The organism is Lysinibacillus sp. BS3 (genome assembly GCF_039614735.1).
Taxonomy (GTDB): Bacteria; Bacillota; Bacilli; order Bacillales_A; family Planococcaceae; genus Lysinibacillus; species Lysinibacillus capsici.
Genome location: NZ_CP154860.1, coordinates 1,935,387 through 1,954,352, shown reverse-complemented (window position 1 = coordinate 1,954,352; position 18,966 = coordinate 1,935,387). Strand labels below are relative to the sequence as shown.

The 18,966-nt window shown below is 34.4% G+C and carries 20 protein-coding genes; 14 read left to right on the top strand and 6 right to left on the bottom strand.

Annotation, left to right across the window (positions count from 1 at the left end):
* Positions 1–129: 129 nt before the first annotated feature.
* From AAJG31_RS09925 to AAJG31_RS09900, 6 genes are all read left to right on the top strand, one after another.
* On the top strand, positions 130–534 hold the full coding sequence (locus AAJG31_RS09925) for a YhcN/YlaJ family sporulation lipoprotein (RefSeq protein ID WP_225340734.1): 405 nt from the start codon (positions 130–132) through the stop codon (positions 532–534).
* On the top strand, positions 535–990 hold the full coding sequence (spoVAC, locus tag AAJG31_RS09920) for a stage V sporulation protein AC (RefSeq protein WP_004230957.1): 456 nt from the start codon (positions 535–537) through the stop codon (positions 988–990).
* Positions 984–1,979 (top strand): stage V sporulation protein AD, encoded by a 996-nt coding sequence (locus AAJG31_RS09915; protein ID WP_054549787.1) that lies wholly within the window; start codon positions 984–986, stop codon positions 1,977–1,979. Before spoVAC ends, AAJG31_RS09915 begins: the two co-directional genes overlap by 7 nt.
* Positions 1,980–1,989: 10 nt before the next feature.
* Positions 1,990–2,355 (top strand): stage V sporulation protein AE, encoded by a 366-nt coding sequence (spoVAE, locus tag AAJG31_RS09910; RefSeq protein WP_048392021.1) that lies wholly within the window; start codon positions 1,990–1,992, stop codon positions 2,353–2,355.
* A 65-nt stretch (positions 2,356–2,420) separates the two neighbouring features.
* Entirely contained in the window at positions 2,421–2,591 is a 171-nt protein-coding gene (locus AAJG31_RS09905) for a YjcZ family sporulation protein (RefSeq protein WP_009374137.1), read from the top strand.
* Between the two features lie 130 nt (positions 2,592–2,721).
* Positions 2,722–2,970: a stage VI sporulation protein F gene (locus AAJG31_RS09900; protein WP_004230969.1), complete on the top strand. Its 249-nt coding sequence runs from the start codon at positions 2,722–2,724 to the stop codon at positions 2,968–2,970.
* Positions 2,971–3,089: 119 nt separating this feature from the next.
* Here AAJG31_RS09900 and AAJG31_RS09895 read toward each other — a convergent pair whose 3' ends face one another.
* From AAJG31_RS09895 to AAJG31_RS09885, 3 genes are all read right to left on the bottom strand, one after another.
* Positions 3,090–3,518 (bottom strand): GNAT family N-acetyltransferase, encoded by a 429-nt coding sequence (locus AAJG31_RS09895; RefSeq protein ID WP_269899039.1) that lies wholly within the window; start codon positions 3,516–3,518, stop codon positions 3,090–3,092.
* Between the two features lie 3 nt (positions 3,519–3,521).
* A complete protein-coding gene (locus tag AAJG31_RS09890; protein WP_054549788.1) occupies positions 3,522–4,037 on the bottom strand; it encodes a YjcG family protein in 516 nt (171 codons plus the stop codon).
* 83 nt (positions 4,038–4,120) lie between these two features.
* The gene (locus tag AAJG31_RS09885) at positions 4,121–4,840 is read right to left on the bottom strand and encodes an alpha/beta hydrolase-fold protein (protein WP_054549789.1); all 720 of its coding nucleotides are present in this window, start codon (positions 4,838–4,840) and stop codon (positions 4,121–4,123) included.
* 113 nt (positions 4,841–4,953) lie between these two features.
* Between AAJG31_RS09885 and AAJG31_RS09880 the strand changes: the two genes are divergently transcribed.
* The gene (locus AAJG31_RS09880; protein WP_054549790.1) at positions 4,954–5,535 is read left to right on the top strand and encodes a phosphatidylglycerophosphatase A; all 582 of its coding nucleotides are present in this window, start codon (positions 4,954–4,956) and stop codon (positions 5,533–5,535) included.
* Between the two features lie 60 nt (positions 5,536–5,595).
* On the opposite strand, the gene AAJG31_RS09875 is transcribed toward AAJG31_RS09880, so the two are convergent.
* From AAJG31_RS09875 to AAJG31_RS09865, 3 genes are read right to left on the bottom strand one after another with little or no spacing between them, the layout of a single operon-like run.
* Positions 5,596–7,407 (bottom strand): ABC transporter substrate-binding protein, encoded by a 1,812-nt coding sequence (locus AAJG31_RS09875; protein ID WP_279493999.1) that lies wholly within the window; start codon positions 7,405–7,407, stop codon positions 5,596–5,598.
* 12 nt (positions 7,408–7,419) lie between these two features.
* Complete coding sequence (locus AAJG31_RS09870; RefSeq protein ID WP_115673836.1) at positions 7,420–8,916, bottom strand: ABC transporter permease; 1,497 nt, start codon at positions 8,914–8,916, stop codon at positions 7,420–7,422.
* 13 nt (positions 8,917–8,929) lie between these two features.
* Positions 8,930–10,360: an ABC transporter permease gene (locus AAJG31_RS09865; RefSeq protein WP_279494000.1), complete on the bottom strand. Its 1,431-nt coding sequence runs from the start codon at positions 10,358–10,360 to the stop codon at positions 8,930–8,932.
* A 121-nt stretch (positions 10,361–10,481) separates the two neighbouring features.
* Between AAJG31_RS09865 and AAJG31_RS09860 the strand changes: the two genes are divergently transcribed.
* The 7 genes from AAJG31_RS09860 (at position 10,482) to AAJG31_RS09830 (ending at position 18,962) form a co-directional block, all read left to right on the top strand.
* The gene (locus AAJG31_RS09860; RefSeq protein WP_279494001.1) at positions 10,482–12,221 is read left to right on the top strand and encodes an ABC transporter ATP-binding protein; all 1,740 of its coding nucleotides are present in this window, start codon (positions 10,482–10,484) and stop codon (positions 12,219–12,221) included.
* A 133-nt stretch (positions 12,222–12,354) separates the two neighbouring features.
* Positions 12,355–12,573, top strand: a complete 219-nt coding sequence (locus AAJG31_RS09855; RefSeq protein ID WP_279494002.1) for a hypothetical protein — start codon at positions 12,355–12,357, stop codon at positions 12,571–12,573.
* A gap of 547 nt (positions 12,574–13,120) precedes the next feature.
* Positions 13,121–14,584: an AAA family ATPase gene (locus AAJG31_RS09850; protein WP_279494003.1), complete on the top strand. Its 1,464-nt coding sequence runs from the start codon at positions 13,121–13,123 to the stop codon at positions 14,582–14,584.
* Between the two features lie 9 nt (positions 14,585–14,593).
* Entirely contained in the window at positions 14,594–15,517 is a 924-nt protein-coding gene (locus AAJG31_RS09845; protein ID WP_279494004.1) for a hypothetical protein, read from the top strand.
* A gap of 397 nt (positions 15,518–15,914) precedes the next feature.
* Positions 15,915–16,265, top strand: a complete 351-nt coding sequence (locus AAJG31_RS09840; protein WP_279494006.1) for a cyclic-phosphate processing receiver domain-containing protein — start codon at positions 15,915–15,917, stop codon at positions 16,263–16,265.
* Positions 16,266–16,577: 312 nt separating this feature from the next.
* Positions 16,578–17,393, top strand: coding sequence for a thermonuclease family protein (locus AAJG31_RS09835; RefSeq protein WP_279494007.1), 816 nt, complete (start codon positions 16,578–16,580; stop codon positions 17,391–17,393).
* Positions 17,394–17,714: 321 nt separating this feature from the next.
* The gene (locus AAJG31_RS09830) at positions 17,715–18,962 is read left to right on the top strand and encodes a hypothetical protein (protein WP_279494008.1); all 1,248 of its coding nucleotides are present in this window, start codon (positions 17,715–17,717) and stop codon (positions 18,960–18,962) included.
* The last annotated feature ends 4 nt before the right edge of the window (positions 18,963–18,966 follow it).

Sequence of the window (18,966 nt, the reverse complement as noted above, 5' to 3'; positions counted from 1 at the left end):
TCACCCCCTTTCCTTGTTACTACTTCTACAATATGTACTTTTGAAAACTGGACTCGGGCTTTTGTGTATTTCTTTGAATGAATAGTTTTTTTATGTGTGGAGAAACTGTAAAGAAAAGGAGGGTAAAACTTGAGGCTACTAGGAATGACGTTACCTCTCTTAGTTGTTTTATCGCTGTTAAATGGTTGTGCTGAAAAGGAAAAATTTATCGTCTATGGGTCTCCACAAAATGAAAGTGAAGTCGAAACCCTTATTAAAGAAGAAGACTATGTTGATCGCTCAACGGTTATTCAATATGACGATAGTATGCTTATCGCAGTACAAATTAAACCATGGGAAAAGTGGAAAAAAACTAAGTTAGAGAAAAAATTGCAAAAGAAATTTGAAGAGAAATATCCAAACAAAGAAGTGTTTGTCTCCGCTGATTACAAAATTTTTTATGAAGCCAATAAAATAAAAAAGGATCAGATGGAAGATAATAAATTAAGCGATAAAATTACAGAACTAAAAGAGCTTGCAAAGGAGGAGACATAAATGGAAAAAGAGCAGTATCAACAGTTAGAGCAAAATGTTACACCAAAGCCCCCTTATTTAAAGAATGTAGCAAAAGCCTTTTTCGTTGGCGGTTTTATTTGTGCAATCGGTCAAGCTGTGTCTCTTTTTTATATTATTTTCTTCAATTTTACAGAAGCAACAGCAGGAAATCCTACGGTTGCAACGATGGTATTTTTCGCAATGATATTAACAGGTCTTGGCCTTTATAAAAGAATTGGTCAATTTGCTGGGGCTGGATCAGCAGTTCCAGTAACAGGCTTTGGTAATGCTGTTATTTCGGCAGCAATCGAGCATCGTTCTGAAGGGCTAGTATTGGGAGTCGGAGGAAATTTATTTAAATTAGCAGGATCAGTTGTTTTATTTGGTGTAGTGTCAGCATTTTTTGTAGCGCTCATTAAATATATCCTCGTAACGATAGGAGTGGTTTCATGGTAATTGTATTTCAATCGAAGCCCTCTCTTTTAGCAGGTGGTGTGGTAGCAGGTCCATTAGAAAATAGGAGTATTTTTAGTCAATATTTTGACTCTGTGTATGATGATGAACGTTGGCAAATGAAAACAAACGAACAGGGACATCGTAAAATGATCGAAGAGGCCTGTGAATTTGCTATGAAAAAAATGGGCGTACAAAAAGGTGATATCAATTATTTAATGGGTGGAGATTTAGTCAACCAAATGACACCAACTAATTTTGCCGCTAGGGATTTAGAAATCCCTTTTATTGGACTCTTTTCGGCATGTGCCACATCTGTATCTTCAGTCATTATTGCATGCCTGTTAACCGAGTTAGGTGCTGCTAATTTTTCATTAGCAGGTGCCTCTAGTCAACATAATGCAATTGAACGCCAGTTTCGTTACCCCATCAATTATGGAGCACAAAAACCACAAACAGCTCAGTGGACTGTAACTGCTGCTGGTTATGCGTTAATTGGCAAGCATCGCGAGGAATATCCTTCTATAGAAGCGGCAACAATTGGCAAATCCGTTGACTATGGTATGGATGATCCTTTCCATATGGGTGCAGCAATGGCACCTGCTGCTTTCCAAACGATTCAATCTCATTTACAACAGAGAAATCAAAAAATTTATCATTACGATTTAATTTTAACAGGCGATTTGGGCCAGCTTGGCTTAAAGCTATTGAAAGGAATGCTTGTGGAAAATGGCGTGAAAAATGAAGAGCTCACGTTATTACGTGATGCAGGTGCTGAATTTTATGGACAGGATGAAGCATTCCAATCTGGTGCAAGTGGTGCAGGCTGTTCGGCAGCTGTTTTTTTTAGTTATGTTATTCAACAAATGCGTGCAGGGAGCTATAAGCGAGTATTACTAGTAGCAACGGGTGCGTTATTATCTCCGCTATCCTATCAGCAAGGCGAGACGATTCCATGTACGGCACATGCGATAGAAATTACGATGAAATGAGGCAAAAAACATGGTTATGACTTTTGTATTTGCATTTATTGTTGGAGGCATTATTTGCGTCATAGGCCAATTATTAATGGATGTTGGCAATTTAACACCGGGCCATACACTAAGTACGTTAGTGGTTGTAGGTGCGATTTTGGATGGTATGGGCTTATATGAGCCATTAATTAATTTTGCTGGAGCAGGGGCGACAGTGCCCATTACATCCTTCGGGAATTCATTAACACATGGTGCTCTGGCGGAGGCAGAAAAACATGGACTTGTTGGCGTATTAACAGGCATGTTCGAAGTAACAAGCTCAGGAATCAGTGCTGCTATTGTGTTCGGCTTTATTGGTGCCTTAATATTTAGACCAAAAGGAAATATTGACTAGACGAATACCCCTCCCATTTTTACGACCGAAACATATTATAGGTTGTAGAAGGGAGGGGTGCTTTTATGGGATACCAAGGCTGGGGCTCACAACCGTACGGAAATAACGTTGGTGGGTGGAACAATAGCTACTGCGGAGGATACTCTGGAGGCAACAACTATGGTTATGGTTCTACATTTGTTCTAATTGTTGTACTATTCATTCTATTAATTATTGTTGGCGCTACTTACATCTAATTTGATGAACATAATAAAGGCTTTAGCTTTTATTTAGGAAATTCTAAATAAAGTTAAGGCCTCCACCATTTGCGAAATGTTTCGTGCAAGAAGCAAGGTCATATTGAGTTTTAATGATAGGAGGGAAAACATGCATCGCTCGTTTTTTAATTCGATTGAGCAAAAAACAGGTGTATCGATGGATGAAATCTTCGCATTAGCCAATGCCATTCAACATGCGGATTTTACCAGTGAAAAACAAGTAAGAAAAATTGTACGACGTGTTGCTAAAATATCTAACAGATCAATTACGCAAGAGTTAGAAGATAAATTAGTACAATCTATTATTCAAGATGGCGCATCACTAGATTTCGATAAAATCACTAGAATGATGAAGTAGCGCATGGCATATCTACTTGGCAATGCAGCTTGTTACGATAGAGTAGATAAATGGTGGCAAGCGAATTCGTCTCATAAAAAGGGGTGTTACGACATTATAAATATCGTAACACCCTTTCATTAAATATTCTTCTCCATAGCACGGTGTGGAATACCTGCATCCATAAACTCAGGTGAGGTAACTGTAAAGCCTAGCTTTTCGTAAAAGGGAATTGCATAGCTTTGTGCATGAAGTTTTAAGGCTTTTTTATTAATAGAAATGGCATGCTTCTCCATTTCCTTCATAATTAAAGCGCCTAATTTTTTGCCGCGTTGGGATTGTAAAATACAAACACGCTCAATTTTAGCTGTATTGTTGTCAATACTGCGTAAACGTGCTGCTCCTACAGGCTCATCGTTATTATACATAATGAAATGTGTTGCAGTTGCATCCTCAGCATCACATTCTAGATGAAGCGGAACACCTTGCTCTTCAACAAATACTTTTTTGCGAATGGCAAAGGCATCATCGTGCTCTTGCTTTGTTTCAACAATTTTAACGGTATACAACAATCACTCAGCTCCAGACAAACGGAATGTTTCGTATGTTGTCCATGAACCATCTTCTAATTGATATAAAAGATGAATGCGATCAATTGTATCTTTTTCATCAACGCCCGTCATGCGTAATTGACCAAAAATGTCATCATGCTCTGAATCTGACATTTTTTGAGCGATTGTAATGTGTGGTACAAATACATGCTTCATTTCCCCATAAGGGATTTTTTCTTGAAGTTCATGTTGGAATGCTGCTAATTGTTCTGTTGGTTCAATGCGGAAGTAAATCGCATTTGTTGTAGGGAAAAACGAACTAATGCGAGATGCATGAATGTTTAAAGGTGCATATTTAGCAGCAAGTTCATCTAATTGCTTGACGATGGTTTGAATCTCTTCTTCAGACGCATCGAAGCTGTCCTTTAATGTCATATGCGGTGTAATCTTTGCATAATGAGGATCGTATCGTTTGCGATAAGTATTCGCTAAATCTTGCAATTTTTTTGATGGAAATGCCACAATACCGTACTTCATAGTCCATTACCTCCCGAAAATAAACAATTTTTCTAATTAAGTATAACAGAAATTTCAGTTTTCGTAATTTGAATCGCTTCATATTAATTGAAATTTTCAATTAATGCACGTCGAAGGTCTGGTTTCCAATATTTCCATGTATGATTGCCATCAAACTCGTCATAAAATGTAGTAAACCCTTTATTTATCATGAGATCATGCAATTGACGATTAGGTGTTAAAAAATCTTTGATGGTTTTATCCATTGTCACAACCTGATCTTCGCCTTTGCCGACGATATGGTAGATAGAAATAGATCCTGGATCTTTAAAATTTTCCACAGCCTTTAATACATCAGCATCTACATAAGGTGATTGTAGGATGACTTTGCCAAAGATGCTTGGATACTTTAAAGCAGCCATTAAGGAAGCAGTGGCAGCCATAGAGTCACCAATCACTCCACGACTCATACCCATTTGGTAAGTGGCATACTCCTGATCTAAATAAGGCACTAGCTCATGTGCTAAAAAGCGAAGATAGGCTTCATGTTGCTCACCGCTCGGGATATATTTATGACGTCGATCTTTTATGTCTTTGTAAGGAACAAATGCAATAATTAAATTTTCGATTTCATAGTCATCAATCAGTTCATCAGCTAGCTTTGTAATACCACCAAGTTGGAAATAATCTTTACCGTCTGATGCGATTAAAATGTTGTATTTATATAGTGGAGAATAATTTGCAGGAACATAAATATAGAGCTGTAATTCTTCCTGTAATGACTCACTGTAAAATGTTAAATCCTGTACTGTTCCCTTATCCAATGATGACACTCCTTCTTGTGTTTGTAACAAAATTGTACCATATTACGTAAGTAAAGGTATAATAGGTTGGGCTAGCATTATACTAGCAATAAAAATCGAAATGAGGGTTAAATATGCATAATAAAAGTATTCGTGTGCACTCTGACGAAGTAGCAAAGGCAGCTCAAGCCGCGTTAATTCGTAGAGGTGTAGCGATAGAGGATATCGCACAAATTGTTTACGAAATGCAAAAAACCTATAATGAAGGTTTAACACTAGAGCATTGTGTTCATTCTGTTGAACGTGTATTACGTAAGCGAGAAGTGCAACATGCTTTATTAGTAGGGATTGAATTAGATGAATTAGCAGAGAAAAAATTATTATCTTCACCACTACAACAAATTATCGAATCAGATGAAGGTCTATTTGGTGTAGACGAAACAATCGCACTAGGATCTGTATTTACATATGGCAGCATTGCCGTTACTACTTTTGGTCATTTAGACAAGCAGAAAATAGGGATTATTAAAAAACTGGATACAGAACCCGGACATCATGTCAACACGTTCTTAGATGATTTGGTTGGTAGTATAGCAGCGTCAGCAGCTTCCCGTATTGCACATCGTATGCGTGACCTAGAAGAAGAAGGCGAAACATTCGCTGATATCGAACCTGAAGAGCTAGGACCAAAACCAAAATCACATAATGAAATTTAAAATGAGTTTCTTCTATATAAAAGTGAGCCTTCTCAAATTTTGAGAAGGCTCTAATTTGTATTACTTTTTATCGTTATATGCTTTTACCAATTCTTTTACTTTTTCGCTATCTGCTTCAAGTTTTAAACCAGTATCAATTAATGGAGAGACTGTGGATACAGCTGGTTTTTTATTGCCTTGATAATAGCTAATGAATTCATCTTGGTTAATAGAGTATAGAATTGCTTTACGTAAATCTGCTGAATCAGAAACCGCACGGCCAGATGTATTCATTTGTAGGTAAGACACAGCATTACTATCTGCCGTATTTAATGTTAATTTAGCATCTGATTTGACAATATCCAGTTTCGTTTCTGGTACTGTTTGCAGAACATGAATTTCACCATTACGTAATGCAGATAGGGCACTATCAACATCAGAGATAAAACGGACATTGATTTTAGCAATTTTTGGCTCATATTCGCTACCAGCTCGATAAGCAGGATTTTTCACAAACTGTGCTTCATAATCATTTTTCTTCACTAAAATGTAAGGACCACTTGCATATAACTGGTTATTGAATGTAGCTGAACCTTCCGTTACAGTAGCTTGATCACCATAGGCAATGTCCTTGTCAGGGTTGTAGTTAGCCACATCATACGTATTAACACTTGTTACTTGTTTTTCAGATACGATACCACCAGATTGGTGTGCTAAATAGTTTAATACTTGTGGGAAAGGTGTAGGTGTTGTAATTTTAACAACTTGGTATGCACCAGCTGCATTATTAACAGCACCTTTATCTTCTGCTAATTGCGCTACAGAAGCAGGTAGGTTTTGTGATAATGCTTCTAAAACGGATTGCTCAGAGCCTGCTACTTTTTTATTTTGTAATTCAGTTAAATCTGAAACGATTTCGACTGTTTCAATGTTTTCATGAATGCTGTAAGTACGATGATCTGGTACTGAATTAGCGTCTTTCGCACGGTTTAATGAAAAGACTACATCTTCAGCTGACACTAATTCACCTGAATCAACAGCTGCACCATCTTTCACTGCTGCAAAATTGATATCATCTCGTAAAATGAAGTAATATTCTTGATTCCCTTCAGCCATTACATGGTTGTAAGATAATGAACCATCTGACACAACTTCATCTGTGTCTGTTAAGTTAACAAGACGAACATACATATTCGTGTTTAATGTGTTGATTGAACCATCATTCCCTTTGATTGGGTCTAGTGAAGTAAGAGAATTGATTGTTTGGTGTAAAATTAAAGGTTCTGTTGTATTTTTAGATGTATCATTAAATTCTATTTTTTCCCAAACTTGTGCTCGAGATTTTGGTAAAAGTACTGTTTTAGGGTTTACAAGTTCAGAGTAGATACCTTGATACTTATTGGAAATATATAAAGGCGCAATATAAGCTTGATCGAATACTAATAATTGTTCTAAATCTTTATATTTAGCTGCTGCTTCTTCACCAGTCAATGTACTCGCTTCATCAATCAATGCATCTAGTTTTGAATCTGCCACCACACTGTAGTCACCGCCAGTTTTAAATAAACCACGAACAGCATAGTCTGGGTTCCCTGTAACTGTCGTCCAGCTTGAAAGAGCAAGATCATAATTACCTGCTTCTTTTTGAGCAGAGAAAGAACCGTAATCAGGTTGAATATTTAGCTTTACATCAAAACCATTTTTCACTAATTGGTCACGCACAATATTCATATCTTCTTCAGAAGCTGCCATCCCTAATACTTCAATGGCAACCTTGCCATTGCTCTTGTCACTATCTTTTGAATCTTTACTGCCTTCTACGTCAGTTTTTGTTTGTACACAGCCAGCCAAAGCTAGTACTGCAACGAATAAAAATACAAGTAATTTCTTCATAGTTACCTCCGATTAATTTGTTTTTGGATCTAAAGCATCTCGTAAACCATCTCCTAAGAAGTTAAAGGAGAGGACAAGAAGCATAATACAAAGACCTGGGAAAATCGCGACATATGAATGTGTTTCCAGGTACGTACTACCAACTTTTAAAATATTGCCCCATTCAGGAATGTGTGGCTCAATACCTAGCCCTAAAAAACTTAAACTACTTGTGGAAATAACAGCTCCACCAATCGTTAATGTTGCTTTCACAATCATTGGTGCTAAAGAATTGGGGACAATGTGCTTGAAAATAATAGCTGCATCAGATGCACCTAAAGCTCTAGCCGATTCTACAAACTCATAATTAGCAAGCTGCATAACATTTGCCCGCATTGTACGGGCATAGGTTGGAATTGCTCCAACACTAAGTGCAATAATAAGATTCACAGTATTAGCACCAAATGCGGCGATAATAGCAATGGCTAACAATATCCCAGGAATGGCATATAAAATATCGAGACTTCGCATGATGATATTATCGGTGGATTTACCATAATAGCCTGAAAATGCTCCTAATGCGCCACCAATAACTGCGGGGATAATCGTGGAGAAAAATCCGACGATTAATGATATTTGTGCCCCAAACACAATACGAGAAAATAAATCTCGACCATAATTATCTGTACCTAGTGGATATTCTAATGTCGGTGTTTGTAGCAATGCTCCATAATTATTTTCAGTAGCGAAATCATAGTCGAAAGTCCAAGAACTTGTAACGGATAACGAGAACATGAAAATAATGAAGAATAAGCCGAATACAGCCATTGTATTGCGTAAAATCTTCTCCCATATTTTTTGCCATTTCTCAATAGAAGATGGATTTGCCCTTCTAGCCTTTTGGATAAGGCTATATCCTAGTAAAGTCGCAAATAGATTACCAGTGAAAGTCGCCAATAATAGGACAATACCTGGAATGAGCATCCAGTTAGGTGCCTCAGTTGCTGTGACATATTTCGTACATAAAATGGCCATCACGATATAGAGAAGCGAGAGTACTAAGAAAACGCCCATTGCCAGTACAAAGGTATCTGTGACATATGGCTTAAATAAATTCAATGCTGCAATACCTAAGATGAATAGCTGTGTTATAAAGGCATAGGCAGCAAAAGTATATTCAGCAGTCTTTCTTTTTGACACAAGCATAAATGCAAAGGATGTCGAAAAAATATTGCCTGACAGTATCGTTATTAAAAGAGGATAGCCAAACATTCGAGTATTTTTTTGAATGTCACCATACGTTGCTAAATCCTTTTTAATTCGTAAATTGACGAAGGCAACATATGCCGTAGTGATGACATAAATAACAAAAAGAAGCAGAACCACTGGTCGCCAGCTATTGCTGGAAAAATTATAGCTATAGGCTAGAAATAGTAAAGAAAACAGTAAGGAAAAGACAAAAGTAAAATGAGAATTGACATATTCCTGTGTAATCTTCAAGAGTAGTTTGACATGTAAGATGTTTTTCACAGGTGATCCTCCTTTAAGACTTCTTCATTTTTGAGCGAATGCGTGGATCAAAAAAGGCATACATGATATCAATGAATAAATTGACAATCGAAATGGTGATGGCAATATAAACAACGCCCCCAAGAATGGCCGGAATATCAGGGATAAATTGTTTATCGACGATATAACTACCTATACCACTAATGTTGAATACCTTTTCTGTTACAGATGCGCCTCCCAACATACCTCCAAAAAGAAGTCCAATCACCGTAATAATCGGAATCATAGCATTGCGAATGGCATGTTTTGAAATCACTTTGAATTCATTTAAGCCCTTAGCTTTTGCTGTAATAATGTAATCCTCATGAATCACCTCAAGCATACTTGACCTTGTCATCCTAGCAATAGAAGCCGTAATGGATGTTCCTAAGACGACAATTGGCATGATAAGCGATAGCCAATTATGAGGGTTATAGGTAGCTGGAAACCATTGTAGCTTTAGAGCAAATGTCAAAATAAAAATTAAACCTTGCCAAAAGCTTGGGATGGATAGACCAATTAAAGCAATGAACATAAATGTATAATCCAAATATGAATTTGGACGAACAGCTGAAATAATTCCAACTGGTATGGCAATAGCAATAGCCATTAGCAACGACAATACGGCAATTTCAAGAGTGACAGGAAATTTTGTAGCAATGCTATGTGTGATATCTTCTTTACCTGCAAAGGATGTACCTAAATCAAATGTAAATAGACCAGATAATGCGTTCCATAGCTGTGATAAATAAGGTTGATCCAAACCATGAATGCGATTAAAGTTTTCTATTTGCACAGGTGTTGCTTCAACTCCGAGTAGGTTTCTTGCTGGATCAAAAGGTGATAAATATAAAATGGTAAATACTAATGTAGCCACTCCAACAATCACAATGAAGCTTTGTAAAATACGTTCAATGATAAATTGCAGAAATGGATTCGCAAATAAGATAAGTACTACATAAAATAAAACAGCTGGTAGAAAGGTAAGAGCCACAAAACGTTTGTTAGTTAGTTGCTGATTAAAAAATTGGACATAGGATAGTTGTTGTATGTCCTCTTTTTGTAAATCCTGATCCACTTGCTGTTGAAGCTTCCTTTGAGCTAAGTGCTTGGCTGTGAGCTGAATTTGTGACTCCAATACAGCCTCTTTAAAAAATGTAGCTTTTGCTATTTCTTGTTGCTCAAATTCCTTTTGCCACTGGGCAACCAATCCATGATCTATATAGTACTGACTACGCAATGCAAAAGCCTGATCATAAGTGTTTGAAAGTTTCCTTTTCCGATAGATAAAGTATGTAAAAGGGTGAACTAAAATACTAAAAAGAAAAAGAAGTAGATGATAAGGCTTTTGATGCATTAGTTTTTGATAAACCGTAGAAAAGAAAATAAATTTCTCTGGTTTTAAATGATTTTTTGAAGTAACCATGCATTTCCTCCAAACGTAAATAAAATATTCAGCATTATATTGTATAATTCCTATCAGTATTGTAAAGTATGGATTATACTTGAAAGTAAGTCAATCACAAATTTTAAAAAGGATGGGTCGAATGAGTGAAAAGCTTTTAGAAATCAATAATCTTCGCGTATCCTTTATCACAGGGGAGACAGAATTTGAAGCCGTTAAGGACGTTAACTTCCATCTAAATAAAGGTGAAACACTAGGAATTGTGGGAGAGTCTGGGAGCGGGAAAAGTGTAACGGCTCGCTCCATTATGCGTTTATTACCATCGCCACCTTCATTTTTGAAATCTGGCTCAATTGTGTTTAAAGGGCAAGAACTCACTGAATTTAGTGAAAAACAAATGGAAGGGATACGTGGACAAGATATTAGTATGATTTTCCAAGATCCGATGACATCCACAAACCCTACTATTCGAATAGGTGATCAAGTGGCTGAAAGTTTAATCAAGCATCAGTCAATGTCAAAAAACGAAGCCTATCAACAAACAATAGAATTATTAAAACTGGTTGGTATTAGAGACGCAGAAGAACGGTATCGACAATACCCTCATGAATTTTCAGGTGGTATGCGTCAACGGGTAATGATTGCTATGGCGCTTGCTTGTAATCCCTCACTGCTTATTGCAGATGAGCCAACAACAGCACTGGACGTTACTATTCAAGCTCAAATCCTAAAATTGATGCGCGATATGCAAAAGAAAATGGGAACGTCTATTATTTTAATTACACACGATTTAGGCGTTGTTGCAGGTATGTGTGATCGCATCATAGTGATGAAAGAAGGAGAAATAGTTGAACAGGGCACAACAGAAGAAATTTTTGCAAATGCCCAGCATCCGTATACCCAGAAATTATTGAATGCCTTACCAAAACTGCATGAGAAAAAGCAGCCAAAAGAGATTGCTACTATTCAGCCAGGTATCGATCGACATAAGCCGTTAATCGAAGTGACCCATCTATCCAAAGAATTTCCATTAGGTCGTGGTCAAACGTTGAAAGCAGTGAATGATTTATCGTTCTATATATATCCTGGTGAAACATTGGGCTTGGTTGGTGAATCTGGTTCAGGTAAATCGACTACAGGTAGGACGATTCTTCAACTTCATCAGCCTACAAATGGAGAGATTCTGTATCAAGGAATACCTGTAACGAGGCTATCGAAAAAACAGCTAAAGGCAATGCGTCGCCATATGCAAATTATTTTCCAAGACCCCTATTCATCGTTAAATCCTCGCAGAAAAATCTTAGATATTATTGGCGAGGCTCTTGATATTCATGGTCTGGTGAAGACACATGAGGAGAGGCGACAACGGGTAGAGGAATTGCTTGAACTTGTTGGTTTGAAAAAAGAGCATGCCATGCGTTATCCTCATGAATTTTCGGGAGGTCAGCGTCAACGAATTGGTATTGCGAGAGCATTAGCGGTTGAGCCAAACTTTATTGTTTGTGATGAACCCTTATCGGCACTTGATGTTTCCATTCAAAGGCAGATTGTTGATTTATTAAAAGAATTACAACAAAAGCTTGGGCTGACGTATTTATTTATTGCCCATGATTTATCCATGGTGAAGCACATCAGTGATCGTGTAGCCGTGATGTATGGTGGAAAGATTGTAGAACTGGCAGAAAGTGAAGAGCTATACGCTAACCCACAACATCCATATACACGTGCATTACTACGTTCTATTCCTATTCCAGATCCTGCAATTGAGAAGCAGAAATATACTGATGCTGATCATGCAGAAGATGTGAAAATACGTTATGAGGTAGAAAATAGTCAGTTAGTAGAGGTTTTACCAAATCACTGGGTAGCAGTGACAATATGATAGCTTGAATGTAGTAGCTTGATATTTTACAATAGAAACATCGTGAAACTTGTTGTCTTTCTGATGATGAGGTGCACAACTTATACGAATCGTAAGTATAAGCAATGATGATTAGTTGTGAGGGGCCTACTACATGAAAATGCAAGATATAAAAACATTAATAACAAGTGGTACGATTATTTTGGCTGTAGCATTGTACATGATATTTGGCAGATCACCTGCGGAAGATCAAAGTACTAAATCAGTTACAGATCAGCAAGGTACTATTACCATTGAACAAGTGGAAGGAAAAACAGGTAATAAACGCTTTGAGATAGACTATAATAAAGCATATGATGGGTTATCACTATAAAACTGTATATTAAATTATTGTACACATTAAAATCGTAAAGTGTTGGTATTACTGTAATTTCATGTAGGACTCTAAGAATCAGGTGTACACATTAAAAAATGTTTAGTTATAGAATTTAGTTGTATCTTGATTAATTGTTTTCTAAGAAATTGTACGTATTTATCCCATGTAGAGAAAATAATGCATCACTATATAGATATTACTTATTATAAAGGACTATTAATCTTCAGTTTAAAGACTGAAGATTTTTTGTTTGAATAAAATTATTTCATGCCTTTTGAAAAGAAAGCTAATTCATATGCATTGTGATTTTACAATATAGATAATAGACTAAAGTAAAGTGTTTATTGAATTTAAAGAAGAACTAATAGATATGAATGATAAAGATATTAAGACCTTAATTACAAGTGGGACTATTATTTTGGCATTTGTATTCTATTTGATTTTCAGTTAATGGAAAGCATTTATTATTAATGATATTTAATAATTGAAGGTAAAGGTGTTAATCGAGCATTATCTATTTTATTTGAAATTATAAGGAGGATATATGTTTTATATAACGAGTTTTAGATCACCTAAGAACAAAGTAGGATTTCATTTGGTACCTGATAATTGGAATGATTATGGATATCGAACATTGTATAACTTATTTTATGTGGATGAAAAAATGAATGAGCATGAAATTGGACATGTGAAAATTGGTTATACTGATGAAGAATTAGCAAGTCAATTATATTATCCTTTTGAGAATTTACAGGAAGGTTTATTTTCCTTAGGACAAGGTGTTTCTTATTATAGTAATTTAAGAAAGCTTGGAGATTCAGTCAGACTAAATTGCCTAATTGGATTAAATGATTTAGCTTATTACACAGATAAATATGAAAAGTACAAGCATTTAGAAATTGTAAGAAAATCTTTAATGAGAGAAATGAATATAAGGAACATGGAAAAGCAGTACAGGAGGGTAGCACATGGGGGAGCGGTTTTAACTAAATACGAGCTTGATTTTCCAATTCAATCAGGTAATGGAACTGGAAACTTTGAATTTGTAGTAACACCTGAATCATTTCCACCAACTAATATTCATGCTTTAATAGGTACAAATGGATCTGGGAAAACTACTACATTGAAAGGTATTATAAAGGGCTATTTATCAGATTCATTGAGTGAACAGTTTTCAAATGCCATATTTGTTTCTTTTAGCTTATTTGATAAAAGTATTGAGTATGATTTTACTGATAAATCAAAAGAATACTATTATGTAGGTGTAGTTAATTCATTAGATTCCAGTATAAAATCTCTAGAAACATTAAATACTGAATTTAATGTTTCTATTCAAAATCTATTAAAGAAAAACCGAATTTTATATTTACATCGAATGATTGAAATATTAAGTACTGACAATAATATTAAAAATTTAGGGCTATTAAATATTGTTGAAGATTTTTTAGAGATAGATTTGGAAAAAAAAGGGGAAGACTTAATCAAGGAACATAGCCTAAGAATGACACAAGTTTTCGATACGCTAAGTTCGGGACATAAAATTATTTTGTTAACAATTTCTAAAATTGTAGAATTAGTTGTTGAGCAATCTTTAATAATAATTGATGAACCTGAAACACATCTTCATCCACCTTTGCTATCTGCATTTATTCGTGCAATTTCTGAAATAATAATAGCTGAGAATGCTGTTGCAATTATGGCTACTCATTCACCAGTAGTTTTACAAGAGATACCTAAATCTTGTGCGTGGATTATAAGAAAACATGGGTCAGAAATGAAAATTTTTAGACCAAGACTAGAAACTTTTGGAGAAAATATTGGGGTACTTACTGAAGAAGTATTTGGTTTAGATATTCCTAAAACGGGATATCATACCCTTTTACAAAAAGTCATAGAAGAAACAAATTCTTATGAAGATGTTTTAGAGAAATTTAATTATGAATTGGGTATAGAAGCCAAGTCCGTTATAAGAACTTATATTAATGAAAAAAATTTGAGAGAGGATTAATTTAATGTAATGTATTTATTAAAAAAGCCTAGTTATAAGATAGATGATTTTTATGATGAGCTATTGATTAATCGTCACAACAACGAAAAAAATGATTTTTTGATTACAAAGTTAAATACATTAAAACAAACGCTTATTAATGCTGAAGAACAGTACTTTAACAATGGAGAAAATAATAAGTTACATGAAATAACTCAGGAAAGTGAAATTAATCTACCTTCAAGAATTGATCAAGTTAAAAATAATAAAGTCACCTTTAAAGACATTGAAAAAGTATATTCAAATTACTTTGTAGAAAAACCCGGCTCTACAAAAATTGGTCGTGTTATATATGATTCAATTTTAGCAAATGCAGAGTATAATTTATGTCCTTATTGTTCTCATAGAGAGGTTAATACTTTAGATCATTATTTACCAAAATCACAATTTATTACTTTTGCTATTACTCCAATAAATTTATTACCTTGCTGTACAGATTGTAATAAAGAAAAACTAGATACTTTTAGTTTGAAAAAAGAGAGTATGCTAGTTCATCCTTATTTTGAGAATGTAGATGATTTTAATTGGCTGCATTGTGTAGTTAAAGAAAACGTTTGGCCAATAACATTTCAATATAGTATCTCAAATAATATCCAGAACAAAGAACTGGAGTCACGAATCCAATATCAGTTTATTTTATTAGGGCTAGGTAAATTATATGGAGACAATGCAGGTAGGGAATTTAATAGAAGAGTTAAGTCGTTAGTTAAAGAATACAATTCAAAGAAAAGTGAGGAAGTATCGCGATTTTTGGAAGATAATATTGAATCTTATAAAGTAGCAGGAAGAAATTCTTGGCAGACAAAAATGTTTGAAGCATTAAAGGAATCTAAATGGTTTATAACAGAGGCATTATCTAACTTAGAATCATTTTATTTGAGTTCCAGAAAATGATACATAGTTTATGTTTTATTCTTCTGTTTATTGCTTCTAAGTGCATGTACAGAAGAAACTTGTACGTATATTATTGAAAGAGAAGATGTACAAATTATTGTAAATTCAACAAAAGAAAATGCTGAAAAGCATAAAGTAAGTGAATTTGAAGAATATGAGTTGCAAGAGATAATTGACGGATTATCACTATAAAATATTGTACACATTTTTGCTAATAATAAGATAGAATATAAAATAGTATGATCTTCAGTTGTGAGAACTGGAGATTTTTTTTATTCTGTTTGTTATAAAAGCCGTTAGAAATTAAGGCTATTCGTAACAAGTAGTGGAGACTAATTTTTAAAAATTATATTTCACTACGCATTTTAAACATATTGCGGAGAAAGGAATTAATATTATGATTAATTTATATGTGGATGATTTAAGAGATTGTCCTATTGGTTTTGCCGTGGCAAGAACGTTTCAAGAAGCAATTCACTTACTTGAAAATCACGAAGTAGATATACTTTCTCTTGATCATGATTTAGGAGAAGATCTACAAGGTAATCTATTGCCAACAGGTTATGACTTAGTAAAATATATTTGTGAAAAAGGGTTACGGGCAAACAAAATATATATTCATACTGACAACCCTGTTGGTAGAGAGAATATGTATCAAACACTGCATGGAGCGAAACGAAGAGGGTTCATTGATTCAGATATTGAAATTTACCACTATTCTATTACGGAAAATAAATATACCGAATGAAGTAATACTAAACAATTCGAAAATTGTTTAGTAAGAAAAGGAAAATTAATGGGCAGTCAACCACTTATTACGAATGCCCGAAATTAAAATTAATGAAATGAGCTTGATTTATTGTTATGGTCATACATTGATAATAAAATGTAGAGTGGCGATAATAAGAGTTGGAAAAGGAGTAAGGAAAATGAGTGATAAAGACATAAAGACTTTAATTACGAGTGGTACAATTATTTTAGCGGTTGTATTGTATTTGATATTTAGTTAAATCATGCAGCTAGGAGAGTAGATAAGTTTGAAGTTAGAAGGGGAATAATATTGAAAAAAATTTTGTATGTATTATTTTTCTCTACATTACTTTTAAATGCATGTGTAGAAGAAAATACGACAGATAATGTAGGTACAGAAGACATTCTGGGGATTGTTTCATCAACTATAAAAAGTGCTGAAAAGTATGATGTAAGTAATTTTGAAAAGTATGAATTACAAGAAATCATTGATGGAGATACAATAAGAATAAAATACAATGGTAGCTCTGAAAAAGTTAGGCTGCTTCTTGTCGATGCCCCAGAGACAAATCATGAAACATTAGGTGAGCAGCCGTATGGACCTGAAGCTAAAGAGTTTTTAAAACAGTTATTAGGTGGTCAGGATTCAGTATATGTAGAATTCGATGTTTCGTATCGTGACAAATATAAAAGGTTATTAGCTTACCTTTATACAGAAGATGGAATAAGCATTCAAGAACAACTTTTAAAAAATGGTTTAGTACGAGTAGCATATATTTATGATCCTAATACGAAGCATGTAGAATGGTTTAAGGAAGTTCAAAAGACTGCACAAAATAAAGCAATTGGAATTTGGTCAGTTGAAGACTATGTAACCAAACGAGGCTATGATAAAGAAGTTTATTATGCTTCTGTCAAAAAGGATACTTTCGCTAGTGTAGATGAAAATAAAGTGGATTTAACTGAAGATAATGGGAGCTGTGCAATAAAAGGTAATATTAACTCTAAGGGAAACAAAATTTATCATATGCCAGGGCAACAAGATTATGATAATACAGAAGCAGAAGAAATGTTCTGTACAGAAGAAGAAGCAAAAGACGCTGGATTTAGACCAGCAGCTCGTTAAGGATACGATTGAAATATTTATACAATATTATAGAAGAAAGTGATTATTTTGAATTATTGTAACTATTTCACTTGATTAATAAAGTACAGATGGTATATATTTTTGTATATAGAAATCCGACAAAATTTTTATTATTAATATTGATGAAATGAACATTCGTTTATATATCAGGAAAATCTGTTTTTAAAAAAACAGTATTAACTTGAATATATGTAGCGGATGTTTTTTTTGTCGTTTCATATAGTATAAACGCAAAATATTTTTAAATATATGTAAGTTGTATAACCCTAGTATTCATCAATGATAGAGAGGTGTTTTAATGTGAATAATAGAAAGATAATCGAAATTTTTCCTAATAAATACGAATTTATTACAACAACAATTTGGTCAAATGATGCTATTAAAAAAACAAAGAAACAATTGGCTTTAATTTGTATACGAGAAACAGCTACTAATCTACAAGTTATTCACCCGCTTAGCAATTTTATTATTAATTGGAAGTGGAAGGATCGAGCATATAATACGCAACGTAAACAAGCGAAAAATATTGTTCGATTCTTAAATTATTTATTAAGCAAAGGGATGGTTATTAAAAGTTTATCGAACTTAACGATTGAAATTGGAAATGAATATCTAGATAGTATGGTAAGTGAAGGACGTAGAAGAGATACAGTGACGGATGCAGGGAGAAGTCTTACAGCTTTTTATGTATGGCTTTCCAAACAGGGGCTTTTAACTGAAATTAATGAAAATTTTATAGAAAGCAAAAAATATACTAACCCGAAAACGTATAAAAGTTTTTATGAATCATTATTTAGTCCAATTTTGCCTCCAAAGATGGCAACTAATAGAAAACACTTAATCCCAACAAAATATATCCCTCTACTTTTAGAGATAGCTACATTGTATGCACACCCAATTGTATTAGGAATTTATCTACAAATATTTGGGGGATTAAGAGCTGGAGAGGTAGTTAATTTAAAACGTACACAAATCAAAAAAAAGTTAGATAGCGGTGATTTCTTACTGGATATTAAAGAGCAAAATTTCAGAATGGATCTTAAAGATAGTTCTGGAGCAAGTTATGTGAAAAAAAATAGAAAACAGCAGGTTCTTCAAATAAAGGATTGGGGTGAAATATTATATAAAGAACATTTTGAAATTTATAAAGACCAAGATATAACAAATACAGGGGCACTATTTATAAATAGGGATGGTCTTCCGATGTCTGGCAAGAGTTACTGTCAATACTTTTATAAAGTAAAGGACAAGTTTGTGAATTTTTTAAGAGATTATGGGACTGCTGAAGATCGTATTATAGCGGCAGATTTAAGAATTAGTAACTGGGGAACCCATATTGGTCGAGGTACTTTTACAAACTTGATTGCAGAAGAAATTGAGAATCCAGCAGAATTAATGTTTTTAAGAGGGGATAGTGATTTATTATCGTCATTACCCTATTTAGCAAAAACGGATAGAGTGAGAAAAAAAATTGAAGATCGTCTACAAAAGATGCATGAAGAATATGTGCCAACTTTAGTGTTAAGGAAGACTGAAAATAATAGGTAGGTTT